This is a genomic window from Planctomicrobium mucosum (assembly GCF_051466335.1).
In the GTDB taxonomy this organism is placed as follows: Bacteria; Planctomycetota; Planctomycetia; order Planctomycetales; family Planctomycetaceae; genus Planctomicrobium.
Window position 1 is genome coordinate 1,250,464 of sequence record NZ_CP195793.1, and the last position, 24,634, is coordinate 1,275,097.

Below are 24,634 nucleotides of genomic sequence, written 5' to 3' on the forward strand. Positions count from 1 at the left end.
CGATTTTGATGGGCTTCTTCACCACTTTGTCCGGTTCGAGAACTTTCTGCTTGCGGAAGGTTGCGAAGAATCGCCTGAAAAGTATCATCTCCGCTTCGACTGGTGATCGAAAGGTCGTCCAGAAGAGTAGGAGGCGTAGCTCAGTCGGTAGAGCAACGGACTTTTAATCCGTTGGTCCAGGGTTCGAGTCCCTGCGCCTCCACTTCAAAAGGCCGTGAAGCAGAAATGCTTTGCGGCCTTTTTTGTTGGAGTGATTTATTGTGAACTGGGGTGGGCATCCTTGTTTCACCGCTACGTCCGCTGGTGATTCTCGAGGCACCGCTGCGAGTTCTGTCCTTGCGGGAATCTCTGTGAATTTGTTCGATCGCAAGTAATGCGGCGTACATCACCATCGGGGAGAGCGAGATGAACGTTCATGAAAAGCTCAACTATGTTGAGTTTTCTACAGTGGATCTTCAGTGGTTGAGGCTGGAGGTGAGATCGTGAAGCCGATCTTCGAATTTACGGGAGGGCGTCGCTTTTGCTTCGCGGAGCCAAGTGGAAGCGAGTTCACGGTCTGGTTGGATGTCCGCATCGATGAGGCGGCTTGAGGCAATGTTCGCGACCTCATCAACTGCTGAGTCGGCAAAGAAAAGAATGCGCCCGGCAGGATTCGAACCTGCGACCGACGGATTAGAAATCCGTTGCTCTATCCTACTGAGCTACGGGCGCAACTCTTGTTTTGGTAAGCTGTTGTGTCTTTCTGGGAGTTGGCTCGATTTGAGTTTGACACTCCGATCTGACACTCGCTACTCTATATTCTCTCCAAAAGTGACGCCCGCGATGCTTGCAACATCCGGGCGTCGAACACCACCGAGTTCTTGCCAAGGTGATGCCGATGCAAAAGTCTACAGTTTCGCGCCGTTCACGCAAGCCGAAGTACAGCAAGCCTTACAAAGACTTTCCACTGACAGCCCATCCTTCCGGACGGTGGGTTAAAAAGTTCAACAAGGCTTCCCATTATTTTGGGCCGATTGGTGCCTCGGGTACTGAGCAGTATGAAGCGAACTGGCGAGCGGCGCTGGACCGATTCAATCGCGAATGGCCTTATATCCTTAAAGGCGAATCACTGCCTCAAGTTGTAGACGAAGCCAGCGAATGCTGTACGCTGAGAGTTCTTTGCAACGAATTCCTGGCTTCCAAGCGGAACAAGATGGAAACCGGCGAGCTAACGGAACGAAGTTATCGCGACTACTTCCGTTCCTGCAAGTTGCTGATCGAACACTTCGGGAAAAATCGAGCCGTAGAATCCCTGCGTCCACTTGACTTTGAAGCGTTTCGAAAAGGACTGGCGAAGAACCTCAGTGCCGGAACGCTCGGCAATGAGATCACGCGCTGCCGCGTTATCTTTAAGTTTGCAGCTGACCAAGAGCTGATTCCTGTACCTGTGAAGTTTGGGCAATCCTTCGAGCGTCCATCGAAGAAGACACTCAGGCGGGTTCGTAATGAAGCCGGTCCCAAGATGTTCGACGCTGCTGAAATCCGAACGCTGCTGAGAGCTCTAGAGGGGGCGTCCGTCAGTATCGCGGGGCAGGAAACGCCAGTGACTCTGAAACCTGATCCGCAATTGAAGGCGATGATTTTACTTGGGATTAATGGAGGGCTTGGCAACACTGACTGTTCTGGTCTTACCGAATCCCACTTGGATCTCAATGCAGGATGGATGAGCTACCCACGTCCGAAGACGGAGATTCCTCGCAAGATTCCTCTTTGGCCAGAAACCGTGACTGCACTCTCCGAGGTCGTCGAACGCCGGTTGCGACCGCGTACAGACGAAGATCAAGGTTTAGTGTTTCTCACGCGAAGTCGCCGCCGTTGGGTGCGAATGGCAGGTAAGGGACTAGATGTAGAAGGGAATGAGAAACCCCGGAGCGTTTTGGATGATATATCGCGAGCATTCGGCAAGTTACTTCACGCTTTGAACATCAACGGGCGAAATGGCTTGGGCTTCTACACACTGCGAAGAACGTTCGAGATTCAGGCGGGAGAGTCTAAAGATCAAGTAGCTGTCGACGCGATTATGGGGCACACTGACGAGTCGATGGCTGCCGTCTACCGTCAAGGACAGATCAGTGAAGATCGCCTCCGAGCCGTCGTTGATGTTGTTCATCGTTGGCTACGGTTGGCTGAGTAATGTGATATTTCAGTTAAGTGGATCCAGTTGCTCCAGAATACGAGCTTCACTGACAACTTCCAGGTTCCAGCAAGACGATCACTCAGATGGTAATGAATGAAGAAATTGCCAGAATCTTCAGCCAAGAATCTCGTAAGTCACAAAGATGGCTTCCCGTTCTAAGGGCGGTTGCAGAGTCTTGCGTAGACTTTTGGGATGCAGGTGCGTCACTCCAAGAAAGCAACGTTCGTTTACTCAACGAGATCACCAGAGAAGCAATTCAATCGCGAAGAGTTTTAGACAGTCATGATGTTAGTCAAGCTTTAGCCTCTGCAGCAGACCGCCCGGTACGTCTTAATGGTAGAATGAATGTTTCATACCATCACGCTGCAATGGATCTAGCCATCTCATGGCCGTATTTGTTGTGGAATCGCATTGGATTTATTTCTCGCCCATACCAAAGTTACGATGAGTCAGGCGACGTAAATTGGCTCAGGCAATACCCTCCTGAAGTGGTAAAACAGGCCAATTCGGATTTGTTGGGCGACTTCAATTTAAGTGAAGTTGCAGATGAAGCACGAATTGGAATTGAACGGGAGCGGGCAAAGATCTTAGAGCCTCTAGGTACCCCATTTGAATCGTCGGAAATTCCTGCAATACGTCTATTTGAACGTAAGCCATTAAAGAACTCGAAAGACTTGTTTTCGAAGTGTACAAATCCGACAGAAATCAGCCTTGTACGTGCCGCGTTAGAATTCGGACCACTCAAGGGAGAGGCACTTTGCCAAAAGGTAAGACTGGAATTCAACTCAAACACAAAAAACGCTCTGTCATCTCTTAGGAAGCGAGGAATCTTAGCGAACTGTCGGAGGCTTGGTGGTTACTATGTTCCATCACAAAGTCAGGATCGGAAAGTCAAAAGTCAGGACTGACTTTAAGGAGTCGCCCCGTAGACTTGGGGCATGACGAACAAATCACCATCACTTCTAGACGCAGCCGCGATTCTCGAGAAGATCTCACCTGCCGAAATTGAGTCACGCCTCGACGAAATTGAAGCTGAAGCAAGGTCCTTGAGGCTCCTTCTAAGAACACTTAGGGCCAGAGAGTCAGCTCAAAAGAAGCGAGAACGTGAGGTGTCCAAGTGACCATCCTCACCCCTCCTGAGATCGCCAGACGGTGGCGTTGCAAGCCAGAGGGCGTTCGAAAGCTGATTGATTCCGGCAAGCTGCCTGCGTTCAACGTTGCTTCGCCGACAAGTCGTCAGCCGCGATGGCGCGTCACATTGGCTGCGGTGGAAGCCTACGAAGCCGGACTAGTTAACCCTGTTGCCGCGCCATCCGTTCCACATTCTCCCCGCCGGAGAAAGCTCTCGCGAGGTGCGGGAGGGCCGTTTTGAACGCTCCTACTTATCCGCAACGAGATTCGTTCTTTGCTCACAAATTCTGCCGCCTGATGGTCAAGGTCTGTCTCGCCAACGAATTGGGAGCTGATGCGTGTTACCTGCTAATGGTAATTGCCCACACGGAAGACGCGGCACACTACCGACGTGCCACAACTTGGTTTAACGGTCAACTGATGACGGTTCTTGGAATCAGTCAGCAAAAGACCCTGATTCGAATCAGGAAGACACTCATTGACGCAGGCTGGCTCCATTATGAGGAAGGGGGAAAGGGGAAAGCGGGACGATACTGGGTATTGATCCCACAAGAGGCAATTGGAATCGATGATCAACCGAGTGATGAAGGCGATTCCATGCCAGTTGCGCTTTCCGAAATACAGCGCAACGGGAATCAAGAGGGCAAATCGAGTACAGCGCATTGTCACTCTAATGGGAAACGATCGGGAAGTGATCGGCACAATCATTCAACCCTGTCCCTAACCCCTCCCCTGATCCCTACCCCTATAGAAGAGGGGGAAAAGCCGCCCCCTCCCCTGACTAAAGAGTTTCAAGACGTCGTTGATGCATGGAACAATCTGCCAGCCCAATTCCCGAAGTGCAGCAAGCTGAGCAAAAAACGCAAGACTGCTTTGACGTCTCGATTGGCTGATCGGGACTGGCGCGAGGGGTGGCCCGCTGCACTTGCACGTTTACCAACGTCGACATTCCTTAGAGGCGAAAATGATCGAGGCTGGGTTGCTGATTTTGATTTTTTTCTGAAGACCGATTCCGTCACAAAAATCCTAGAGGGGAAGTATTCCTGTAATGGAAAAGCAAACACAACAATCGTCTCAAACCGAACGAATTCAGGATTCGTCCATGATCCTAAAACAGGGGCCAAACTACTCAGCTCGAGAGATTTTTAAACTGAAGGTCGACGAGATCGTTCTAGAGCGACTGGAGGCCAAAGAAGCAGCTCGTAAGAGGATCGCCGACCAGCTAGCGAGCGTGTCGATCAGCAATGAAGAAGCTGCAATCTTCGATAATCTTCGAGCTCGACAGGAAGAGGGCGAGCAGCTGACCAGCGATTACCGACTCATGAATCCTGAACTCTTTCGAACTCGAAAAGACTCGGTTCAACGCCGCCAAAGCGAATTGAAGATGAAGGAACGCGCAGAAGCTCGGGTCGAAGCCAGTCGGCGACATCCGGAACTCTATGCTGCGATGCAAGAGGAACTTCGCGAGGAAGAACGTGTCCGCTTCATGAATCTGGATGCGAAGCGGAGAGCAGACCGAATTGAATATCTCAACACCACAGCATGGCCCAAAATGGCAGGCCGGTTCGTGCATTCGTCGCTGGAGAACTTCGAGGAAACAGGAACTGAAATTGAGCGGGCGGCTCAACGCAGCGTGTTAGGAGAGCTAAGGCAGCTCAATTTTCTGGAATCGATTCAAGCAGGTCAGAACATCCTCTTCCTCGGCCCTCCTGGAGCGGGGAAAGATCACCTGATGCATGCCCTCATGAGGCGGATGCTTCTCCCGCTCGATGGAAACATCCTTTTGAAGAACGGCGCGGAACTGCGATCGAGATTGCGAGACGCTTCCCGAGGACAGCCTGGTGACGAAGACCAGATTGTAAATCCAATGCTGAAGTCGCATCTCTTATGCCTCTCTGATCCCGCACACACCGCCGGTGCATCACTTTCTGATTTTCAAACGGACTGCCTGTATCGGGTTGTTGAAGGACGTTGGAGGGAGAAACGGCCCATTTGGATGACTGCCAATCTTCCCATGGAAGAGACCGGTAGGTATGCCCGAGAGATTTTTTCGAGTCCAGTTTGGGATCGATTGATCGACAACGCGAAGATCGTCATTTGCAACTGGGGGAGCTTCCGCGAGTGCGAGAGTGTCATTCAGTAACGGATAAGCCCTCCGTTCTGGTTGAATCAAAAAGTGACGCAGGACAGCTATTTTCATCACGGTCCGGTGTCAGTTCAGACACTTTCGATAATTAATCATGCTGAAAATTACTGTCCAATCTGATGCTCGCAACCTCCTGCTCATTGCCGAAGAGTTGGATCGGGGGAGCGAAGATGTCCTCACCGCAATCGGGACCGAGTTGTTGGGGTACATCGCCGAAGACTTTGAGGCGAAGTCTCGCGGGAAAGTGGGGGCTGGCGGGATTCAATGGGATCCCCTGACGGCTGCAAGAATCAAGCAGAAAGCGAAGCGAGCGAAAAAGGGGGACACGTCGACGCAGATCGGAATTGATACCGGCGTGATGGCAAACTCGATCAGCCCAAAGTTTGCTCCCCCGGATGGTCAAGGCGGCAATGTATTTGAGGTGACAGGTCATGCTGTCGAGGTGGGGTATGGCCGAACCTATGCCAAACACTTTGACAAACTGCGGACGCTCATCCCCGAAGAGCTACCACAAGACTGGATTGATGGCTGCGAGGAAATTGTTCAAGCGTGGATTGATGATCTTTGGAACAGAAGGATTCGAAATTAGTCATGGCAACTACGATCAAAGTGGCAACTGATACCGGAGTCGCTTCTCGCGATGTCAAAGCCCTCTCCCGCGAACTCACAAAAATGGGGGACGCGGCAGACGAGGCCAGCCACGTATCCACTGAATCGCTGGAGAAAATGGGCGTCCAGCTGGAAAAGACTCAGCAGGAAGCCAATAAAGCAGGTCATGCGGTGGATGGTATTGCTGATCCAAAAGCGGTCAGTGACATGCAAACCCTTACGCAGAATCTCAACGCTGCGGGAGCGGCTGCCCAGCACCTTGCAGAAGATTCTGAATTGACGGGCAAGACTCTCGATCAACTCGCATCGCACACCAAGCTTACGGGTGAAGCAACTCAGAAAGCGGCCGACATTGCGTTTGACTTTGCGAAAGGGCTCTCGGGTCCTGGCGGCTTAGATGCAGTGATGCTGCAGGTTGTTCCAAAGCTCTCCGGCATGGCCTCTCTCCTGAGTAATAGCGGTCCCTGGGGATCCGCGATCGTATTCGCGGCTGCCGCTCTTGGGACTTTCGTTTCGACCATGTTGGAAGGCAAAGAGGCTACCGAGGAGGGAACGGAGGCAATTAAGTCACAACGGGACGCCATTAGCGAACTCAACGATTCAATTGCTCACCAGCTCGGCCTAAAGAATCAACTCAGAGACTTCGACAATCCTGAAGACTCCGCAAAAGCGATTGAATCGAAACGTAGAGAATTGGACTTACTCAATCAACAAGCGGAAGCACAGCGACAGCTGATGATTGATGAACGGGCGTCAGCAGTTGCCTCCCGGAAACAAGAGGAGCGGCTGCGAACGAGTCGCGGGATTACCCTATCGACTCCTGAAGCTGAGACCCGTTGGCTGGAGCAAGCCAAGAAGTCAGATGATGCGTCCCAGAAGGCACACGCGGAGTGGCTTAAACTACAACGCGAAGCCGTCCAAGCAGGAAAGGATCTTAAGCAACTTGAAGAACGTAATCGCGAACTAGTTGAATTGGAAATCCATCAAAAGCAGGTCGAGACTGCCAAGAGGTTTCTGGAAGACCAGAAACTGGCATGGAAATCTATTTTCAAAGTTGCCGTACAGGCGGGCGAAGAGTTCTTCGACAGGATGGACAAACGGAAGACCGAGTTGTTCGACCCGGATCCTGAAGGGAATAAAACTTGGCTGGAGGCCCAAGAGGCTCTGAAAAAGCAACGCGCCGAAGACGTGCAGAAATTTCAACAGGTTCCCGAAAGTCGACCTCCTGAGATCTCTGGCCAACATGTTCAGCAGCTCATGAATCAGGTCGATCCCCGAGCGATCGCCAAAGAGCTGGCCGATTCACGGCTTTGGAAAGAGGGACTCGATTCATCCGGAATTGCCACCAAACTCAGGCAGGCCGAGGCGGAGGGCGCATCTCCAGAAGACATTCGCCGTCAGACACGCGAATTAGAGGCCCAGGCTCGCAAGGTAAACCAGAAGGCATTTCGGGATGTGCAAACAGGCAACTTGAGCCAATCCGATATGGCAGGTGCTCAGGCCGATGCCCTACACGAGAATCTGAAGCACGCTCAGGCGATGGGCAAAGTCGGATCAGAGACGGTACACACGATCAGTCAAATTGCCGCTGAGCTCGCTAATAATGCCCGGGAGCTGGAGAACGCGAATAGTCAGATTCAAACGATACAGAAGCAACTGGATCTCATAAGTCGAGCAGGCGAGCGCCGGCGAGCACAACTCGGTGGGGCTCCACGATGATCTCGCGTCGAAGTCGGGCCGTGAATGGAAAACCCATGTCAACTCTGAAACAAAAAAATCACGTGAACATAACCGATCAGCATCAAGTCCAGGTCCAAAGATTATGGGCGAACTTGGCAGATCATTTATTCGGAATTGCAGCCCATGATCTCGTGGCGATTCGTGAAGAACTGAAACTTACGAAGGGTGTCATGTCTAGTTTGTCTGCGGTTGCTGAAGATGTGAAACTCTTGGTTGGAACAGTCTCAACGGAACAATTGCGGGACGCTCGCAAGTTATTCAATGAGTTCAAGCGAAGTCATCCACCAAACGAAATTCTACGTTCTTCCCGACACAAGAAGACGTTTGCCATCCTGCAGAAAAATGTCTCACAAATTATCGAGGGGCGCAGGCGACTGAAGCGATACCAAAATGAATTCCCCCTTCTGTTTCAGGCTTCTCACGAGCATGAAGGGTTTCGTGTGACGTCACTGAGAGATGCAGCACGAAATTGAAATTGATCGTCTTAGCGGCGGTCTTCCTTCACGGATATCTACCGTTCATCTTATGTTCAACGGGAGAGTGATTTTGGCGAGAATTAATGAACTTCTAGATGCTGACGCTGCCCAATGGTGGGCGGAACGCGATCAGCGTGATGTGATGGAGAAATTGGTTGAACATTATCGTGTCTTTGCACTCAAAATTGCTCAGCCTCTCTTTCGAAAGATCGGTCATCGTTCGTTGGATTGGGACGAGGTTTCATCCGCTGCTCTCTTTGGACTCTGCCAAGCAATTCAAAGATTTGAACCCGGACACCACGCAAAGTTCACGAGTTTTGCTACCTGGAGAATTCGAGGAGCTATTTTCGATGCAGCTCGTGAACACGATTGGGTTCCGCATATTGTTCGCAAAAACGAGAAGATGGGTATGGAGGTGATTCCCTCTTTGTTTCGTATCGATGAGAGCATAGATCGACTTGCCGTTCGAGAACGGAAATTAATTTTTGACCTGGAATGTCCGTCAATTCCAGACCGCTATCACCGGTGCATAAAAAACATCCTCCAACTTGGAATTAAAAAGGCTGCTGCGATTGAGTTCGCCAGCGTTGGCCAATTGCAGGCTGTATTAGGCCGGCCACTGATTGACGCGATAAAACAGCAGGCGTAACAATGGCTAGTGATCGCGACAACATGACTGATGACGTTTTGCCCCCTTTCACTCCCGATGCTGACTACGTCTCGAGGGGATTGGGGAGCGTGCCGCTTGTCGATGGGCGGACGAGCGGCCAAGACCTACGATTGATCCGAAGTGCCATTCGAAATGATTGGCCCATCACTCCGCAAATGCGTGCGGCCATCCTAGAGCGCCTTTCATAACCGTCTGAGTGTGATGAGGGCACAGGCCAAGTGGATCCACCCCGTGTAACGTAGCATCGTGGTTTCATAGCGGATGATGGTTCTCCGGAAGTTCTGCATCCAGCTGTGAGTTCGCTCGACTTTATAGCGACGTCGATACTTCCGGACTGAACGCCCATCTTGCGTCGGCTTCCTTTTGCGGTTCTTTCGGTGGGGGCAGACCAACTCAACTCCACGGTCCTCCTTCAGTCTCTTTCTGAGCGGGTCACTGTCTGCAGCCTTGTCGTAGAGCAGGTGTTCCGGGGCTTTCCTCGGGATCTGCAGGTTGTCCAACAGCGGCTCGATGAGCTTCACTTCGCTTCTGTTGGCGGCAGCGAAATAGACTCCCAGAGGAGTTCCTTCGGGATCGACGATGTCGACGACCTTGCAGCCTTTGCCACACTTGGTCTTTCCAACCTGGTCCCCCCTTTTTTCGCCCGGACGAACCAGGCATCCGCAGCCGCCTCTCTCCAATTGATCCCCTGCAGGTCTTCCAGCTCCATCAGCAGGGAATACCACAGTCCCTCAAAGATGCCCCAGCGAGTCCATTCATCGAATCTTCTCCAGCAAGTGCTTGGGGAAGGGAAGCATTTTGGTAGTTTTTCCCATTGGCAGCCTGTCAAAAGTACAAACAAAATCCCTTCCAGGCAGGCCCGTTGCGAGTGCGGAGGACGTCCTCCCTTGGGTTGGGAGAGCGGTTCGGGGATCAGGTGTTTGATGCGATCCCATTGTGCGTCCGAGAGATACGTATTACCAACGAGCTCAATCTTCCGTGTGCATGGCATGAGCGAAACTCCTTTCGCTCATGCTGGTACGCAAATCGCTTGCCAAACAGAGTTATGAAAGGCGCTCTAGTGAAAATGGGCGAGGTACTTCAGGAGTCCCCCGATCCCAGGTGTTTAGTGGCAGCTGCGAGAGTGGTCATCGCTGCCGATCGTATCAACGTGTCTCGTGAAGCGCTCGAAATGCGAGATGAACACAAAAGGATTCCTAACCTGCATCTTCATGCAGACGCCCTGCAAAGCCGGGTCGTCATCACACTACCGGATAACGGGAGAGGTGATCGGACTGTGAGTGGTTTCGAGGCAGAAGGCAGGGATGGAAATGACGCCCACGAATTACCCAATGGCAATGAAAGGCCAACACCATGATGGACGACGCACACCATTTACGTGCTGACATGATTATGATTAGCTCATCGATCCGAAAGGGGTGGCCGGTTCCAGCGGAGAAGATTAAAGACGCCAGGCGAAAGGCGACGGCCATAATCAACAACACAGATGATCATCGTTTGAAAGCCACAGCATTGAAGCTGATCAAGACGCTCGAGCTCTATCTAGGTGAGGATCCGACCCGCGACTGAACGGTTCCCTGATCCGTTGTGAATTCTAGGGTTCATCACCGTTCCAGCAAGTTTATGGAACAAGGTAGGTGTCAGGTTGACATCTTCCCCTTGCGTTTGAGGTTATCCTCTTCCTGTACAATTGCCTGCTCAGCCGCTTCGTCAGCAATGATTCGAAGCCAATCTGACAGGGATCGCTTCGCAATTTTCGCGGCCTTTTCCCAGCACCGCTTCTGCGCTGCAGTACAACGGCCACGAAATCTTTCGGAAAGTATTTCTTCGTCTTCCATACGGATTAGTGTGCCTACAATGTTGGCACTTGACAACCGGGGGCACTTTGTGCCATTAGTGTACCTACATCGGAAGCCGATTCGGACTAGGAGTGGCTTCCGCCTTTTGTTCCATTCACCGAGCTTGCCTCGGGACAAACGCCTGATTCCTTACAGCTAGTCCCGGTCGGTTTCAGGCGTTTTGCATTTCCCGTCGTGCTTGTCTAGGAGCCTGCAACGCAGCTCAATTTACCTAAGACGGGACAAACCAAGCATTCAACTTCCCGAGGATTTCGTCAGATCCAAAAGCCATTTAAAGGGCTAGTGATGAATCAAATACTTTGCTTTCTTGATGCTCCAGAAGTTCGTCGCAAACGCCTCAAGGAGGCAAAATTGCTCGAAATGGAGGCCATTGACACAGTTGCGGGATCTGTTCTTGAACTTTGGATTGAGGGAGAGGAAGAAGAACTCACAGCTCCTGAGATCTGTTGGTCGATTGCAGATGGCCGGCCTGGACGCAGGTTTAACCTGAGCTTTGATCCGCTGGCTGTTGCTAAGAACCTGAGGGATTTCGCTGACCGTTGCCACGATATCGCCAACAAATTGGAAGAAGGTGGGAAATGAAACCATCCCCTAGACACACCGTTCGATTTGTCTTTGAGAAGTTCTATGTAAGTAATGATTTGGGGAAGAACACACAGGTAAGCATGCGCGCGGCTATTCGTCGCTGGGAGATGCACACCACAAATCCAACGATTGATCAGATCTCCAATGAAACGGTCGCGGAGTTTCGAGAGGGAGCATTGAAAGACGGGTTGGCCCCAAGCACCGTAAACACTTGCTGGCGGATGGTCCGCTCGATTCTTCGCCGGGTGGGGCCTGCGACCGATGGGAACCCGTGGGGCATGGGGCTGATCTCCCGAGTTCCCGCAATGAGACCAGTTCCCGTTCCGTTTAAACGTCCAGTACGGTTGTCAATGACTGACCTGAATCGCCTTTATCTCGCTGCCCGCAATATGCAGGTTCCTCGCAAAGGGGTTCCAAACCCCGGCTACTGGTGGCAGGCCTTAATAGTACTGACATACTTCACAGGCCTACGAGTTTCCGACCTACTCAAGGCTAGGTGGAGTGACTTAAATGAAGAGGGATCAACCCTCTTCGTGGAGACTCGCAAGACTGGGGTCAGTGCGGATCTTCCGCTGCCCAGTGTGGTAATGGAGCACATATGCAGGCTCGATCGCCGCACGCAGCGGATTTTCCATATTGAACCGCGGAAGTTTCATTCATATGTGAGCCGGCTGAAATCACTTGCTTCCATAGAGAAGTTCAAGGGATTTCACGACATTCGGCGGACTGCCTGTTCTGAGGTGAACCGCGTTCGTCCCGGGATGGGAAAGGTGCTTCTCTTGCATGCGCCGACCAACGTCACCGAGGCCAGCTACCTCAATTCCCTTCCAGAACTACGAGATGTAATCGAAGCAATGGCCGTCCCTGATGCATTTCGCCATGGCCCGAAAATGACGCTGCGAGCCCTTAAGGAGTCACACAAAAAGGTCGTGACGATTCGGCCAGCTGATTTCACAATTCCCATACACCCCCCTGCCACTATGTTCACGTTCACGAAGGGCGGGTTCTCTTTCATGGGGAGGTTCTATCGGGCTGCTCCTGCAAGGATCCTCATATTAAAGGCCTTTCTTGAGCACGGTGGAACCTGCACGCAGCCGCAACTTTGGAAGGCGGCCATAGGAACCCGTTTTCCGCTCGTATCCAACCGCAATCTTCGTGCGAAACTTTATAACAAGATCTCGTATTGCCGGCTTTTCCTCCAAAAAGTGTTTCAGCTGCCGCCGGGATTTAATCCGATCATCCCTTCGATAGTCGAAGATCCACGCCATGGATGCAATTTTGAATTGGTCCTTCCACCCCTCCTTTGGGAACCCCAATCAAAAGCAGGTGCTGTATGGAAGTAGTCTCATTAACAATTCGAAAAGCCTTTGAGAAACATTACTTCAAGGACGAACTCAGCGCGAGATCTCACAATCCGTTTATGTCAGCATTTCTCGCTTGGGAAAAATTAACGAACAACCCCAATATTTCTGAGATCACTAATGCGACGCTGGAAAGCTTCCGAAATGACGCTCTCAAAATGGGACTTTCGCCCCGCACAGTCAATGGGTACTGGGGTCATATTCGTAGCGTACTTCGGCGCTGCGGGCCAGTTACGGATCAGAACCCGTGGGCCTTGGAATTAATCCCACGAGTGCCTGCCATGCGTCCGTGCAAGGTTCCTTTCAAACGTCCCCGCCGCTTAACAATGGACGAACTCAATCGTCTGTATCTCGCTGCCCGACACATGAAGAAGCCGATACGCGATGTATCCGTCTCTGCCTTCTGGTGGCAAGCACTTTTGGTCGTCGCCTATAACACTGGCTTGAGGGCCGGAGACTTACTCGACATTCGCTGGGAGAACCTCAACACTTACGAACAAACGCTTTACGTCAAAGTGCAGAAGACAGGAGTCGATGCCGATCTCCCCCTGCACTCACTCACGATGGCGCATTTGTCACGTATCCCCCAATCGAGTGTATTTATTTTTGATATCAACCGCCGCTACCTCTATGAGCTATGGGGTCTCTTGAGAAAGCAGGCAGGCGTTCGATGCGGACTTCACGACATTCGCCGTACCGCCTGCAGCGAGATCGATCGAGTTGACAGAGGGCTCGGCAAAACCTTGCTACTGCATGCTCCCGGAAATGTGACAGAGAAGAGCTATCTCAACAGCGTTCAAGACCTACGTCCCGCCATCGAGAAAATGGAATGGCCGTTGGCTTTTAAACATGGGGTTAAGATGGCTGTGCGATCATTGAAGAAAGCGCAACAGGCGATGCTGAGTGTGGACGATTTCGCCATGCCCGTTCACCCGCCGAAAGATGCGTTTCGTTTTCCGCCTGGCGGATTTCAGTTCATGGGAAAGTTCTACCCGGTGCACGGGAACTGCTTGGCCCTGATCAAAACTCTGGCAGAGAAAGGGGGCAAGGCGTCGCAGCCTGAACTATGGGCAGCTTCCGATCATCGGCCGTTCCCAGAGACAGCGCTGGGTAGAAAGCGTCTTTACATTCGCCTATTACAGGCCCGCCGAGCGTTGCGGAAGCACCTGCAACTTCCTGAAGAGTTCAATCCCATCGTCCCGACATCAAAGTTCAAATCGGCCGAACTCCGGGATTATGAGCTGTTCCTGCCACCTGCGATTTGGGGAAATATGAGCAACAACTGATTTCGCCCCTCGCTGTTGGCGTTTTGCCTAAGGAGGGGCGTCCATATAAATCAAATCGCTCTACTTCTCTTAGTTCTCGAGTGCATTCGGTCGTAAGCGAAAGCGAGGCTGTGAGTGTACTGCAGTAATCAGAGAACCGCTTTCGCCGTCAGGCACCATGTTGTATCAGGAGAGTCTCGCTTTATCTTTACAGAATTGTTTCATATAAGTTTCGGTCTGACGTGAATCCACGGATTCGTTTCCATGTTATTTTAGGGCCAGAAATTGAACCCGGCTGCAAGTTTAATTGTTACTTTCTTGGCGAGAGTAGCTGACTGGGTCTGCTATGTGTTCGCCGGCTGGGCAGTCTATTGTATTGAACACGGAGATAAATGTCCGTGGAGCTTGGTTAAAAACGCGGCAGCAACGACACTCCCTTATTCTGAAGGGCTGATTTTTTTTGGACTGGCTTGTGGCTTCGTGTCACGAATTTTGGTCATGTTCATAAGAACAGAATCGGCTGAGTCGATCACGTTAAACAAGGGGGTTTGTGACGCCCTTGATGATTTTCGTCGGTCTGTTTTTCCCAAATTGCCAGGTAAGACGCCAAGAGACGCCAATCGGGTGACGATCTTCAAACATGTGCCTACAGTTTGGTTCGTGATGCAATGGAAAGGCATCTTTTGGCCTTGGGGCAAAGCTTGGCCGTGGTCGGGGTGGCTGGTTTTAAAGCATCGCTCAGGCCACACAACCAAACTGTCGACCACGATTTTCTTGGCTCCAGACAATGCTGAGAATGCAGAAGGAGTGGCGGGCTTTGCATGGAGGGCAGATGGAGCTGTTCGGCGGCGCGACCTACCGCAATTGGATGGCATAGAGGCCCGCAGTATTTTTCAGTCAACCAAGCTGGCATGGGCAAAATATCGAAATTCGTCTGCCCCAGAACTGCAGATTGCGATAGAACACGATCGGCGAGTTGAGAGATACGCCAAAGAGACGTTTACATCAACAAGAGTTGTTTGGCAAAGGATTCGGAAGAAAAAGAAATCACCGATTTCGATTCTTGCGATTCCCTTGGAAACCGTTGACAATCAACGTTGGGGAGTGTTGGTGGTCGACAGCGCCAATGAGTATGACTGCCTCGACCCGGAAGACGCGAGGTTTCGAAAAGCATTTTTGAAACTGAAGAAAAGTCTTGCAAAATTTGCGGTAACGAAAACGTGAACAAAAGCATGTCAAATTGGATTCAGCTCAATCCGGATTCTCTTAATAAAGTCACGACAGAATCACACTCTGGCGTGACAGTAACCATTGGGATGTCACCCTACGATTTACCCGAGGCAGTGCGGGGCAAAAATCAAGAGAGGATCGGACGCTTCGTAATCTATTTCAAATACCTTGGACGTAGAACGGAGGGTATTCGCCCTGCACGTCACAATGAATATGTGACCTGCATGATTGGCGAACACAGCGGCCGATTATACCAAGTGCGGATTGACATGAAGGCCGTAGAATCGAATCACGTGACTCTGAAGATGCTCGTACCAAAAGTTTCCGAGACGATCAACGTTTTGCAAAAAATGCATCCTGACCGCAAAAAAAACTACGGCGTTGCTCGTGACGTGATACAGGAAAACACGAATCAACTATTTGAATTGGTGAACCACTAATCGTAATCGTGAGATAGAGTGCCTAATTTAATCCACAGGCCAAGGTGTCACAGACACTTTCAATTCGGACTCGCAAGATTTCTGTAGGGCTTTAAGGCGCTCTTGCCAGCAGTCGCAAAATGTGAAATCCCGCCAATTTCATGCAGTGGAGCGATGTTTTGCCGCTGAGTTAGAAATCCGTTGCTCTATCCTACTGAGCTACGGGCGCAACTCTCTGTTTAATTGAGGCTTACGGCGTGGTTTGACTTCAGTTGTGCAACTGGATTACACCATTTGCGACAACCAGAAATGAAATTGAAACCGCAAAAACCAAGGCCTGACTGTCGTCTTGCCGTTCACCTTTTGAGGCAGTCGGCCAAGACAATTGCAGGGAAGTGTCTTCGTGTTGGCGTCTGATCGTATTCCGACGCCGCGAGGCCGAAGTATCTCGAAACTTACCGTGATCTGCAAGCCGGACGTCGCCCTCTGGTCTCTTCAACGGTTGGCTCAAGTTCGGCGGCGAAGCCCTGCGATCCTTCTCGACAAGCTGTCTGTGAATTCAGTTCTGAATAGAGACTCTGCGACACCTTTCGAATCGGTGGGAGAAGCGATCGTTGGCATTATTGTCGGAAGCGGAATCTGCCACCGGATGGCGGACACTATCTAAACCGTATTGGGCTTACTGAAGCGAACTGGCAGGTTTACGCAATCAGAGATCGTTTTCAGCACATCGAGCACGGCATTCGGAAACGGCTGATTGTCTGCCCTCGTGCTGCGGGGATTTTTTGCTCACCCACGCGGTGGTTGCTTCGCTTTTTTCAATTCGTTTCCGTCTGGTCGTGGCGGCAACGAGTCGTCAATTGCTCATCCTTGAGATCGCGCCAGTTTCACACCGGATTACAATTCTGTACTATCCCGTGCGTTGCCAGACGATGTGTTTCCGTTAGGGGTAACATCAGGATCTCTCTTTAAGACGGTGTAATCTATAGTGTCGGGGGTTGACATGACCGTGCGGAGCGATGAACCAGACTTCCAAATTCAAATTCTTGAGCAGCGAGTCTGTGACGTCGCAGCCAGATTGCTCTCATTTCCCCGAGAAGAGGTCGTCCCTTTCAGTCGACTGATCGAGGATCTTCATTTCGACAGTCTTTCAATTGTTGAACTGCTCATGGTGTTGGAGGAAGAATTCTCAATTGGATTTCCAGATCCGCCTTTCGATCCCTTGTACAAATCTGTCTTTACCCGATCCCCTTTTCGACTCAGCGATTTAGCGGAACTGGTCTATCTGCAGCAGGGAACAACTCCCTCAAGGCTGGAAAGGCGAGGGGGGCGACGGTGGCGAGTTCAAGATAGCGCAGCTGAAATCGCGAAGAAGACCCCGTTTTCTCAACTGAACGGGATCTGGCAACAGCCGCCATCGCGGATGCAAGGTCTGCTTGAGTCCCTAGAGTCTGTTATGGACTTAAGTGTTGGTTTTGAAGTAGTTTCCGTGGATGAGCAAGCCCCGGATGCCTTACCCCAGTGACGTCACGGACGACGAATGGGCCTTTTTAGCCCCCTATTTGGCGCTGGTGAAAGAGGACTCGCCGCAGCGGGTTCACTCCCTTCGAGCCGTGTTCAATGCCATGCGGTGGCTGGTACGCACCGGGGCGCAGTGGCGGTTCATGCCCCATGAGTTCCCGCCTTGGCCCGTGGTCTATCAGCAGGCTCGCCGTTGGCTGGAGGCTGGCGTGTTTGAGCACATCGCTCATGACCTGCGGGAAGTGGCTCGCGTGGCTCAGGGACGCGATGAGCCCCCCTCAGCAACGATCTTAGATGCGCGAGTCATCCAATCCACTCCCGAGAGTGGTGCCAGAGCCGGTTACGATGGCGGCAAACGGCGGAAGGGCTCGAAGGTTCACGTGGCCATTGACACGCTCGGGCACCTTCTCGCCTTGAAAGTGACCCCAGCCAATGAACAGGAGCGAGCCCAGGTTTCCGACTTATGTGTCGCTGTGCAGGAGGCGACTGATCAGGCCATTGAAGTCGCCTATGTGGACCAAGGTTATACTGGCGAGAACGCGGAAGAGGCTGCCGCTGAGCAGGGAGTGGAACTGCGCGTCGTGAAACTCCCTTATGCCAAGAAAGGATTCGTATTATTGCCACGTCGGTGGGTCGTGGAGCGGACCTTTGCCTGGCTAGGACGATCACGGAGGCTGGCACGTGACTACGAACGACTGGCAGAAGTCTTGGCCGGATGGCACTGGGTGGCCATGGTCGCACTGCTGCTCAAATACACGCCGATCGTCGTCCAGAGTTCATAACAGGCTCTAGGGGCAGTTGATGGAATCTCTTTCTACCGCCGACGGATTGATGGGATGCGGTGTGCGCTCCTGCCTGCTGCGGAAGTGTGCATCGGCAGGACAGGGAGCGATGTGCCCGCTGATGAGTCGCCGGAGCATCTTGTCCGTCTCGACTGCTTCCTTATCGACGCAGAACCGGTGTCTACGACCGCGTATTGTCGGTTTCTCAATTCGATTGAAAACCCGACGGCGCTCATTTTAAATGACTGGTTTCTCACTGAAGGGGATGACGACCGGCAGCTCCAGGTCCATCAATCCAGTGACGATCAACGTTGGTTGCCGCGCCCTGGGACTGATCGCGTGCCAATGGTAATGGTCTCGTGGTTTGGAGCAGCCGCATACTCACTCTGGGTGAACGGGCAGGATTGGAGAGGCTATCTCGAAGAGAACGCAGGTCGATTTCTGCCGAGTGAAGCAGAGTGGGAATACGCCGCTCGTGGTTCCAGTTCGGATCAGCATTGCGGCGCAGTCGCCACTGAGCTCACAGCGGCGTGTGGGCGCCATATGAGTGGCGCGTCCTATGACGCCACAACGATGCCGTTGGCTGCGGTCAATGAAGAGTTGGGAATGTCTCCGTTTGGCTTGCATCATATGGGCGGAAATGTTTGGCAATGGTGTCGAGACTGGTATGACGAAGCCTTTTACAAACGCCCGGAGTCGCTGGAAAGGAATCCAGTCAACACATGCAACACATGCAACACAGGGATTCGCAGCGAACGCGGTGGCAGTTGGGTCGGCCCAGTGGAGTTGTGTTCCCCAACGTATCGAAGAGGTCGAGCCCCCTCTGCACGTGGTCGCTGCCTGGGATTCCGCTGCTTAACCGATCTTGCCTTTTTAGAAAAGTCACCGAAGTGATTTTCGTGTACTCGTTTCCCGGTGACAGCTGCGCTGTCGCATTCTCTGGATTTCCGGCACCAGTCTAAATGCGTTTGCCGTCATGTCAGACGTAGGCACGATTCGATGGCTTGTGCAGGCACAAAGCTGGGTGTTTCAGCATTGAGGCAACTTACAAATTCCGGGTCGAAGAATAATTTGACCCAATCAATTTGGGTCAAATCTCCGGGAGAGTTGCTTTTTAGAGAGTTTGAATCTGTCACAAGTTGTTGTGAGGATTCAAGTTGCCCGACAAGGATTCGAACCTTGACTAAAAGAATCAGAATCACTTTCATAGGTGTACAAGCCAGTTGGGTAAAATTTTATAAAGTTTGACGGAGCGTGTTTTTGCAGTGTATCATGCTGTTCAGTACGCTTGATGGAATTTGCCACTACTGTACACCGCTGGTAGCACATGGGTAGCACAGAGTTCCAGTCATAGAATAAAAGAACTGTTTCTTTGAGTCGCCATGCCCGCTCCTAAATCGAACCGATTCCGTTTCACAAAACGTGACATTGAGGCTCTCCCGCTTCCCGATTTGGGTCGAGCTTTCTTCTACGATGAAGCAACTCCATCGCTCGCGGTCTGCGTCTCATCTGCTGGCTCAAAAACGTTCTATTCGTACCGCAAGATTGAAGGGCGTCCCGTGCGGCTCAAGCTGGGAACATTCCCACAAGTTTCACTGGAACAGGCGAGGAACCTTTGCGTACGTGCTTCGGGAGAAATCGCGAACGGAAGGAATCCGCATCGTGAACGCCAGTCGAACAGAAGGGCATCGGCCGCCGCATGGTCGATGGATGAACTTCGAGAATGGTATCTCACAACCCATGCTGAACCTCACAAGAAATCAGCAAAGCATGACCGCCAGCGATGGGACCGGCATTTGAAGAGCTGGAAGGCCCGCCGCCTGGACACAATCGAACAGGGTGACATTCGACGGCTACACGCAAAGCTCGGAAAGGAAAGTGGCAGAACGGAAGCCAATCGCTTGCTGGTTCTGCTACGTACAGCTTTCAATCTCGCGATCAAATCTGATGAGGTTCCTTTCAAAGGGGTGAATCCAGCTGTCGGCATCAAGATGTTTGCGGAAATCGACAGAGATCGATTCTTGTCTGCAGATGAAATGGTGAAATTCTTTAATGCAGTCCATTCAGAACCTCACGAAACCTTCCGTGACTTGTTGTTGATGGCAGCGTACACAGGCCAGCGAATCGGCAACGTGGCTGCGATGCGATGGGATAATTTGAATATCGCCGGAAAGGAATGGCGACTTCCCGGCAAGTCAACGAAGAATGGCTCTCCTCTGACGGTCCATCTCCCTCAACCTGCAGTTGAACTACTGCAAACCCGGAAGGCCGCTGCGAACTGCGAATGGGTATTCCCTGCGAGTCGGTCTGATTCGAAGTACGGGCATATTGGGTATCCACAAAAAGCCTGGGAACGTCTCATTAAGAATTCCGGGTTGGTGGACGTGCGGCCGCATGACATTCGAAGGTCAGTTGGAAGTTGGGCTCTCGCTGGCGGGACTCCGCTTCCAGTCGTTTCTGCCATGCTGGGACACAGAGATGTCACGACGACGGCCCGCGTTTACGCAAGGTTCGACGCCGGGTCGGTCAAAGCTGCGATCGGGAACACTGTAGAAGCAATGCTGAATGCTGCAAACAAAGAAAATGCGGGTGAGTGATGGGAATCTTTAGATTGAATGACGTTGAAGCCGAAGTGGCAATGAAACTTTATCTGTTGCTTGAAGGAGAAATTGAATTCATTGAAGAAGACGACCCCTATCCACACGGAAAAAATGTTGGATTCAAGCAAGTTTGCGATGCCTGCAATGCTCCATTCTTGATGACACTGAAGCATTTCATTCACATTGGATTTCTTGAGAAACTTCCGATTAACCCCAATGACGAAATGTCGAACGTATACATTCCCTACGAAAGAGGACATAGCTTCCGGTATTCCATTGGCGGTGCAGTAATTGAATTTGTTCGTGAAATCTCTGAAATTGAATGGTCTGAACCAAAGACTAAAAAGGAGTGGTTCAATGTTTTTAAAGTTTCCGAAAGCACATTTGACCGAATGCGAAAACGATGCGAAGTCCAGATTAAAAAGGCCGACGTACCTGGAAAATGGGTGGTGAACAAAAAACACATTCCTCAGGGGACCGTCAAATAGTTGTTAGTCGCCGTCACGTTCAGTCAATCATGGAATATTGGCTGTAAAAGGGATTTTCAAGAACAATTCTCTTGCTCAAATAAGCTCCGAATCAAACGGCATCAGAGCCAACAATCTTGGAGTAGAATTCATGGCGACTACACAAATTCAAGCACCCGCAAAGCTGAATCGTCAAGATGCAGCGGACTACCTTGGGTTGCAAAAAAGTACACTCGAGACATGGGCGAGTATTGGCCGGGGACCGAAGTTTTATAAAGCCGGCTCCAAGGTCTGGTATCTCGTTCGGGAACTCGATTCCTGGATGGATAACCGATCAACCAACTGTTCATCGGCTATCAAATAACAAAACCGCGACGGGATGGGCTTCCGGTCGCGGTCACGAATCTCAATACGCTTAGCAGGGCGTGTTGGGATCATACGTGATTCTTCTCTGGAGTCCATCCCATTTCTGTGCAGGGATGGAAAAATGGGATCGATTTTGAGTTCACCGGCTCCCCACTTTGATTCGGGGGAGTTCGGCCGATTGCGTTGTCGCAGTTGGTATCCGCAACCGCTCATTCTGGGCGAAATTGGCGGCGTTCCGATCGTGGCTGCATATCGTGCTGGCAACGACTATCACCTGATTGTTCCATGCCCATTCTGTCCGCCATCGAGAAACGGGAAACGCCGGTTCCAGATTCATCGTCACGGTGAACCGCTCCCCGGTGAGACGTTTCAGAGGCTCTCACATTGCCACTGGGAATTTGCTCAACAGTTTCATCTGGCGATTGTCGGTAACTGGCCATGGAAGAAGCCAGCGGGAGATATTCAATGATTGCTTCAATGTCACTGGCTCCGAAGCATGACGCTCCGGTCGCTGAGAAATTCGCTTACTTCCTGTCGCAGCTCCAAGAGGTTCAATCGAGCGGGGATGGATACAAAGCCTGTTGTCCAGCACATCCGGATGACCGGGCATCGCTTTCAGTTCAAATCGGTGAGAAAGGAATCGTCGCGACCTGCCACGCAGGATGCACATTCCCTCAGATCTGCCACGCTGTGAACGTGACAGCGAGTTGGATGTTTGAGCGGTCCACTTCAGCCAGCACGAAATCGGCTTCAACAGAGCGTGAAACGGGTTCCTGGATCTACACTGATGAATCAGGCAATCCACTGTTTCGCACTGTGCGAATTGAAGATGGAACGGTCGGTGAGAACGGGAAGCCGAAAAAGACATTCCGCCAGCAAGCTGCAGATGGCAAGGGCGGATGGAAAAACTCGGTGAAGAACACTCGAGTTGTTCCGTATCGACTCGCTCACGTCTTTCTCAATCTGTTCAATGATCCGGTTCTCATTGTCGAGGGCGAAAAGCACTGTGATCGTCTCGCTGAATTGGGATTCATCGCCACGTGCAATGCTGGCGGAGCAGCTGCCGGCAACTCAAAAAACAAGTGGCGTCCAGAGCATTCGGAATGCCTGCGAGGTTCTGACGTCATTATCCTTCCGGATAACGACAAGCCTGGGCGGGAGCATGCTCAGAATGTCGCGAAGTCGCTGGAAGGAATCGCAGCGTCCGTGAAGATCTGCATTCTTCCGGGTCTTCCTGAAAAGGGTGACGTCATTGACTGGCTTGACACTGGCGGGACGAAAGAAGAATTGCAACGGTTGCTGGATGCAGCGGTTTCGGTCGAGGAAGCGTTTCCAGAAGAACCATCATCAAGGAAGAGTTCATCGGATGGGCGAACAGAAATTCAGATCACGCCTGATGAACACATCGTGGTTGATGAAACCCTGAACGCATTGATGGCTGATGACAACCTCTACAAGAGAAATGGCCAGCTGTTTCACGTCGTCCGGGAGATGGACGATGTTTGCGAGGATGGAATTCGCCGATCAATGGGAACGCCACGAATTCACGCTGTCTCTGCAGGGCATCTGCGGGAGCGAATGACGCAGCGTTGCTACTTCTACAAACAAGCTGATGACTCTCGGATTCATTGCTCGCCACCCGCATCACTGGTGAATGGGATTCATACGCGGGGATTCTGGCCACAGCTGCGGAATCTGGCGGGGGTCACGGAAATTCCCGTTCTCCGGCCCGATGGAAGCATTTTGACGACGCCGGGATGGGATGAATCGACGGGGTTGCTTTACGTCCCGAATGGCGAACTTCCTCAGCTGAAAGAGAATCCGACTCACGCGGATGCGGTACAGGCCCGGGATCTGCTTCTCGACGTCGTCGCTGATTTCCCGTTTGCGAGTCCTGCCCATCAATCGGCGTGGCTGGCAGGGCTTCTGACTGTGCTGGCCAGACGGGCGTTTAATGGTCCGGCTCCCATGTTCCTGATCGATGCCAACATTCGCGGTTCCGGAAAATCGTTGCTGACGGACGTGATTTCTCTGATCACAACCAGCCGTTCCATGCCGCGATTCAGCAATCCGGAGAGTGAAGAAGAATCCCGTAAACGCATTACGTCGCTGGCTCTCGCTGGTGATCCGCTCATTCTGATTGACAACATCAATTCTTCGCTGGGATCAGCCAGTCTGGATGCAGTCCTGACTTCCACCAGCTGGAAAGATCGCCGGCTGGGCGGGAATGAAATCGTCGAAATGCCGATGAAGGCCATCTGGTTCGGGACAGGAAACAACGTGATTCTGGCGGGCGATATGTCCCGCCGTATTTGTCACATCCGCCTGGACTCGCTGGAAGAAAACCCGGAAGAACGATCCGGATTCCGCCACCCGAAACTCTTGGCTCATGTCCGCGAACATCGGATGGAGCTACTGGCGGCGGGGCTCACCCTGTTACGGGCGTTTATCGTGGCGGGGAGTCCATCTGCAGACCTGAAGCCTTGGGGATCATTCGAAGGCTGGAGTGATCTGATTCGAAATTGCGTCGTCTGGTGTGGAATGGATGATCCGGGCGGAACTCGAAAGGAACTGGCCGAAGCATCAGATCGGGACGCCGGAGCACTTCGCATGCTGTTCGACGGCTGGGCTGACATTGACCCGAAAGGCGAAGGGCTATCGGCATTGGAAATGACGACGTTGCTCGATTTCTTCAAGCGACGTCGAGACTACGTCAATTCCGGGATGGAGTTCTCAGCAGCAGACAGGCTGATCGAAAAAGAGCAGCGAGAACTGGAGTCGGTCAAGACGGCACTTTGTGAGCTGTGCGGAGTTCCTGAGCTAACGGCAAAGGATGCTCGCAAACTTGGAAACCAATTGCGGCGTTTCAAGGGGCGTGTGATCGGTGATCAACGGCTGGAATGTCGGTCTCACGGCAGGAACAAAGTGAATAAGTGGCAGGTCAAACAGATTGACGCGGTATGTACGGTCTCTGCGGTATCTGTTCCTTGCCGTCAAAAAATTCTCAAAGAGGGTGAGGAAGAAATCACTGAGAGCAAAAAAAGAGATACGGGGAATGAAAATAATAAGCGACCGAAAACACATACCGCACATGCCTCACATACCGCGTTTCGGTCGACTGATGATAATTGTCCGATGTGTGGATTTGATACAGATCAACCTGGGGAACCATGTTTAGGGTGTCGAGAAAACGATAATTAGCGTTCTGAATGCGTTTCTGAATGGCTGAAG

General features: G+C 51.8%; 25 protein-coding genes, 2 tRNA genes and 1 pseudogene. 25 read left to right on the top strand and 3 right to left on the bottom strand.

What is annotated here, in order from left to right:
- Positions 1-129 precede the first annotated feature (129 nt).
- A tRNA-Lys gene (locus SH668x_RS04980) sits at positions 130-202 on the top strand.
- Positions 203-637: 435 nt separating this feature from the next.
- Here SH668x_RS04980 and SH668x_RS04985 read toward each other — a convergent pair.
- A tRNA-Arg gene (locus SH668x_RS04985) sits at positions 638-711 on the bottom strand.
- A gap of 166 nt (positions 712-877) precedes the next feature.
- Here SH668x_RS04985 and SH668x_RS04990 point away from each other — a divergent pair.
- From SH668x_RS04990 to SH668x_RS05030, 9 genes are all read left to right on the top strand, one after another.
- Positions 878-2,173: a tyrosine-type recombinase/integrase gene (locus SH668x_RS04990; protein WP_437187597.1), complete on the top strand. Its 1,296-nt coding sequence runs from the start codon at positions 878-880 to the stop codon at positions 2,171-2,173.
- Between the two features lie 86 nt (positions 2,174-2,259).
- Positions 2,260-3,084 (top strand): hypothetical protein, encoded by an 825-nt coding sequence (locus tag SH668x_RS04995; RefSeq protein ID WP_437187598.1) that lies wholly within the window; start codon positions 2,260-2,262, stop codon positions 3,082-3,084.
- 209 nt (positions 3,085-3,293) lie between these two features.
- The gene (locus SH668x_RS05000) at positions 3,294-3,548 is read left to right on the top strand and encodes a helix-turn-helix domain-containing protein (RefSeq protein ID WP_437187599.1); all 255 of its coding nucleotides are present in this window, start codon (positions 3,294-3,296) and stop codon (positions 3,546-3,548) included.
- Positions 3,545-4,456 carry a hypothetical protein gene (locus SH668x_RS05005; RefSeq protein ID WP_437187600.1) on the top strand — a complete coding sequence of 304 codons (912 nt, stop codon included), beginning with the start codon at positions 3,545-3,547 and terminating at the stop codon, positions 4,454-4,456. Before SH668x_RS05000 ends, SH668x_RS05005 begins: the two co-directional genes overlap by 4 nt.
- Positions 4,410-5,450 carry an ATP-binding protein gene (locus tag SH668x_RS05010; RefSeq protein ID WP_437187601.1) on the top strand — a complete coding sequence of 347 codons (1,041 nt, stop codon included), beginning with the start codon at positions 4,410-4,412 and terminating at the stop codon, positions 5,448-5,450. The genes SH668x_RS05005 and SH668x_RS05010 overlap by 47 nt, the downstream gene beginning before the upstream one ends.
- 97 nt (positions 5,451-5,547) lie before the next feature.
- Positions 5,548-6,042, top strand: coding sequence for a hypothetical protein (locus SH668x_RS05015; RefSeq protein ID WP_437187602.1), 495 nt, complete (start codon positions 5,548-5,550; stop codon positions 6,040-6,042).
- A gap of 2 nt (positions 6,043-6,044) precedes the next feature.
- Positions 6,045-7,781, top strand: a complete 1,737-nt coding sequence (locus SH668x_RS05020; RefSeq protein ID WP_437187603.1) for a hypothetical protein — start codon at positions 6,045-6,047, stop codon at positions 7,779-7,781.
- 191 nt (positions 7,782-7,972) lie between these two features.
- On the top strand, positions 7,973-8,275 hold the full coding sequence (locus tag SH668x_RS05025) for a hypothetical protein (protein WP_437187604.1): 303 nt from the start codon (positions 7,973-7,975) through the stop codon (positions 8,273-8,275).
- On the top strand, positions 8,259-8,927 hold the full coding sequence (locus SH668x_RS05030) for a sigma-70 family RNA polymerase sigma factor (protein WP_437187605.1): 669 nt from the start codon (positions 8,259-8,261) through the stop codon (positions 8,925-8,927). The genes SH668x_RS05025 and SH668x_RS05030 overlap by 17 nt, the downstream gene beginning before the upstream one ends.
- A 203-nt stretch (positions 8,928-9,130) precedes the next feature.
- On the opposite strand, the gene SH668x_RS05035 is transcribed toward SH668x_RS05030, so the two are convergent.
- Together SH668x_RS05035 and SH668x_RS05040 are read right to left on the bottom strand one after the other, a co-directional pair.
- Complete coding sequence (locus SH668x_RS05035) at positions 9,131-9,673, bottom strand: IS5 family transposase (RefSeq protein ID WP_437187093.1); 543 nt, start codon at positions 9,671-9,673, stop codon at positions 9,131-9,133.
- A gap of 11 nt (positions 9,674-9,684) precedes the next feature.
- Positions 9,685-9,939 (bottom strand): annotated as a pseudogene (locus SH668x_RS05040) (transposase); the annotation flags it as partial.
- Positions 9,940-10,301: 362 nt separating this feature from the next.
- Between SH668x_RS05040 and SH668x_RS05045 the strand changes: the two are divergent.
- The 15 genes from SH668x_RS05045 to SH668x_RS05115 all read left to right on the top strand — a co-directional run bounded on the left by SH668x_RS05045 (position 10,302) and on the right by SH668x_RS05115 (position 24,604).
- Positions 10,302-10,517, top strand: a complete 216-nt coding sequence (locus SH668x_RS05045; RefSeq protein WP_437187606.1) for a hypothetical protein — start codon at positions 10,302-10,304, stop codon at positions 10,515-10,517.
- Between the two features lie 575 nt (positions 10,518-11,092).
- Positions 11,093-11,389: a hypothetical protein gene (locus SH668x_RS05050; protein ID WP_437187607.1), complete on the top strand. Its 297-nt coding sequence runs from the start codon at positions 11,093-11,095 to the stop codon at positions 11,387-11,389.
- Positions 11,386-12,735 carry a tyrosine-type recombinase/integrase gene (locus SH668x_RS05055; RefSeq protein WP_437187608.1) on the top strand — a complete coding sequence of 450 codons (1,350 nt, stop codon included), beginning with the start codon at positions 11,386-11,388 and terminating at the stop codon, positions 12,733-12,735. Before SH668x_RS05050 ends, SH668x_RS05055 begins: the two co-directional genes overlap by 4 nt.
- A 299-nt stretch (positions 12,736-13,034) precedes the next feature.
- A complete protein-coding gene (locus SH668x_RS05060) occupies positions 13,035-14,039 on the top strand; it encodes a tyrosine-type recombinase/integrase (protein ID WP_437187609.1) in 1,005 nt (334 codons plus the stop codon).
- Between the two features lie 264 nt (positions 14,040-14,303).
- Positions 14,304-15,242, top strand: coding sequence for a hypothetical protein (locus SH668x_RS05065; protein WP_437187610.1), 939 nt, complete (start codon positions 14,304-14,306; stop codon positions 15,240-15,242).
- Between the two features lie 8 nt (positions 15,243-15,250).
- Positions 15,251-15,688 carry a hypothetical protein gene (locus SH668x_RS05070; protein WP_437187611.1) on the top strand — a complete coding sequence of 146 codons (438 nt, stop codon included), beginning with the start codon at positions 15,251-15,253 and terminating at the stop codon, positions 15,686-15,688.
- Positions 15,689-16,070: 382 nt separating this feature from the next.
- The gene (locus SH668x_RS05075; RefSeq protein WP_437187612.1) at positions 16,071-16,334 is read left to right on the top strand and encodes a hypothetical protein; all 264 of its coding nucleotides are present in this window, start codon (positions 16,071-16,073) and stop codon (positions 16,332-16,334) included.
- A 336-nt stretch (positions 16,335-16,670) separates the two neighbouring features.
- Positions 16,671-17,192 (top strand): acyl carrier protein, encoded by a 522-nt coding sequence (locus SH668x_RS05080; protein WP_437187613.1) that lies wholly within the window; start codon positions 16,671-16,673, stop codon positions 17,190-17,192.
- Positions 17,161-17,970, top strand: coding sequence for an IS5 family transposase (locus SH668x_RS05085; protein ID WP_437185075.1), 810 nt, complete (start codon positions 17,161-17,163; stop codon positions 17,968-17,970). Before SH668x_RS05080 ends, SH668x_RS05085 begins: the two co-directional genes overlap by 32 nt.
- Before the next feature lie 54 nt (positions 17,971-18,024).
- On the top strand, positions 18,025-18,864 hold the full coding sequence (locus SH668x_RS05090; RefSeq protein WP_437187614.1) for a formylglycine-generating enzyme family protein: 840 nt from the start codon (positions 18,025-18,027) through the stop codon (positions 18,862-18,864).
- 488 nt (positions 18,865-19,352) lie between these two features.
- Complete coding sequence (locus SH668x_RS05095; RefSeq protein ID WP_437187615.1) at positions 19,353-20,567, top strand: tyrosine-type recombinase/integrase; 1,215 nt, start codon at positions 19,353-19,355, stop codon at positions 20,565-20,567.
- A gap of 14 nt (positions 20,568-20,581) precedes the next feature.
- Positions 20,582-21,058, top strand: coding sequence for a hypothetical protein (locus SH668x_RS05100; RefSeq protein WP_437187616.1), 477 nt, complete (start codon positions 20,582-20,584; stop codon positions 21,056-21,058).
- Positions 21,059-21,188: 130 nt separating this feature from the next.
- The gene (locus tag SH668x_RS05105; protein ID WP_437187617.1) at positions 21,189-21,401 is read left to right on the top strand and encodes a helix-turn-helix transcriptional regulator; all 213 of its coding nucleotides are present in this window, start codon (positions 21,189-21,191) and stop codon (positions 21,399-21,401) included.
- A 123-nt stretch (positions 21,402-21,524) separates the two neighbouring features.
- Positions 21,525-21,872, top strand: a complete 348-nt coding sequence (locus tag SH668x_RS05110) for a hypothetical protein (protein ID WP_437187618.1) — start codon at positions 21,525-21,527, stop codon at positions 21,870-21,872.
- The gene (locus tag SH668x_RS05115) at positions 21,869-24,604 is read left to right on the top strand and encodes a hypothetical protein (protein WP_437187619.1); all 2,736 of its coding nucleotides are present in this window, start codon (positions 21,869-21,871) and stop codon (positions 24,602-24,604) included. The genes SH668x_RS05110 and SH668x_RS05115 overlap by 4 nt, the downstream gene beginning before the upstream one ends.
- The last annotated feature ends 30 nt before the right edge of the window (positions 24,605-24,634 follow it).

Bases quoted from the DNA above. Each gene is read 5' to 3' on its own strand.
- SH668x_RS04990 (WP_437187597.1), top strand. From the start codon at position 878: ATGCAAAAGTCTACAGTTTCGCGCCGTTCACGCAAGCCGAAGTACAGC.
- SH668x_RS04995 (WP_437187598.1), top strand. From the start codon at position 2,260: ATGGTAATGAATGAAGAAATTGCCAGAATCTTCAGCCAAGAATCTCGT.
- SH668x_RS05010 (WP_437187601.1), top strand. From the start codon at position 4,410: ATGATCCTAAAACAGGGGCCAAACTACTCAGCTCGAGAGATTTTTAAA.
- SH668x_RS05015 (WP_437187602.1), top strand. From the start codon at position 5,548: ATGCTGAAAATTACTGTCCAATCTGATGCTCGCAACCTCCTGCTCATT.
- SH668x_RS05020 (WP_437187603.1), top strand. From the start codon at position 6,045: ATGGCAACTACGATCAAAGTGGCAACTGATACCGGAGTCGCTTCTCGC.
- SH668x_RS05025 (WP_437187604.1), top strand. From the start codon at position 7,973: ATGTCTAGTTTGTCTGCGGTTGCTGAAGATGTGAAACTCTTGGTTGGA.
- SH668x_RS05030 (WP_437187605.1), top strand. From the start codon at position 8,259: ATGCAGCACGAAATTGAAATTGATCGTCTTAGCGGCGGTCTTCCTTCA.
- SH668x_RS05045 (WP_437187606.1), top strand. From the start codon at position 10,302: ATGATGGACGACGCACACCATTTACGTGCTGACATGATTATGATTAGC.
- SH668x_RS05050 (WP_437187607.1), top strand. From the start codon at position 11,093: ATGAATCAAATACTTTGCTTTCTTGATGCTCCAGAAGTTCGTCGCAAA.
- SH668x_RS05055 (WP_437187608.1), top strand. From the start codon at position 11,386: ATGAAACCATCCCCTAGACACACCGTTCGATTTGTCTTTGAGAAGTTC.
- SH668x_RS05060 (WP_437187609.1), top strand. From the start codon at position 13,035: ATGCGTCCGTGCAAGGTTCCTTTCAAACGTCCCCGCCGCTTAACAATG.
- SH668x_RS05070 (WP_437187611.1), top strand. From the start codon at position 15,251: ATGTCAAATTGGATTCAGCTCAATCCGGATTCTCTTAATAAAGTCACG.
- SH668x_RS05080 (WP_437187613.1), top strand. From the start codon at position 16,671: ATGACCGTGCGGAGCGATGAACCAGACTTCCAAATTCAAATTCTTGAG.
- SH668x_RS05085 (WP_437185075.1), top strand. From the start codon at position 17,161: ATGAGCAAGCCCCGGATGCCTTACCCCAGTGACGTCACGGACGACGAA.
- SH668x_RS05090 (WP_437187614.1), top strand. From the start codon at position 18,025: ATGCGGTGTGCGCTCCTGCCTGCTGCGGAAGTGTGCATCGGCAGGACA.
- SH668x_RS05095 (WP_437187615.1), top strand. From the start codon at position 19,353: ATGCCCGCTCCTAAATCGAACCGATTCCGTTTCACAAAACGTGACATT.
- SH668x_RS05105 (WP_437187617.1), top strand. From the start codon at position 21,189: ATGGCGACTACACAAATTCAAGCACCCGCAAAGCTGAATCGTCAAGAT.
- SH668x_RS05110 (WP_437187618.1), top strand. From the start codon at position 21,525: ATGGGATCGATTTTGAGTTCACCGGCTCCCCACTTTGATTCGGGGGAG.
- SH668x_RS05115 (WP_437187619.1), top strand. From the start codon at position 21,869: ATGATTGCTTCAATGTCACTGGCTCCGAAGCATGACGCTCCGGTCGCT.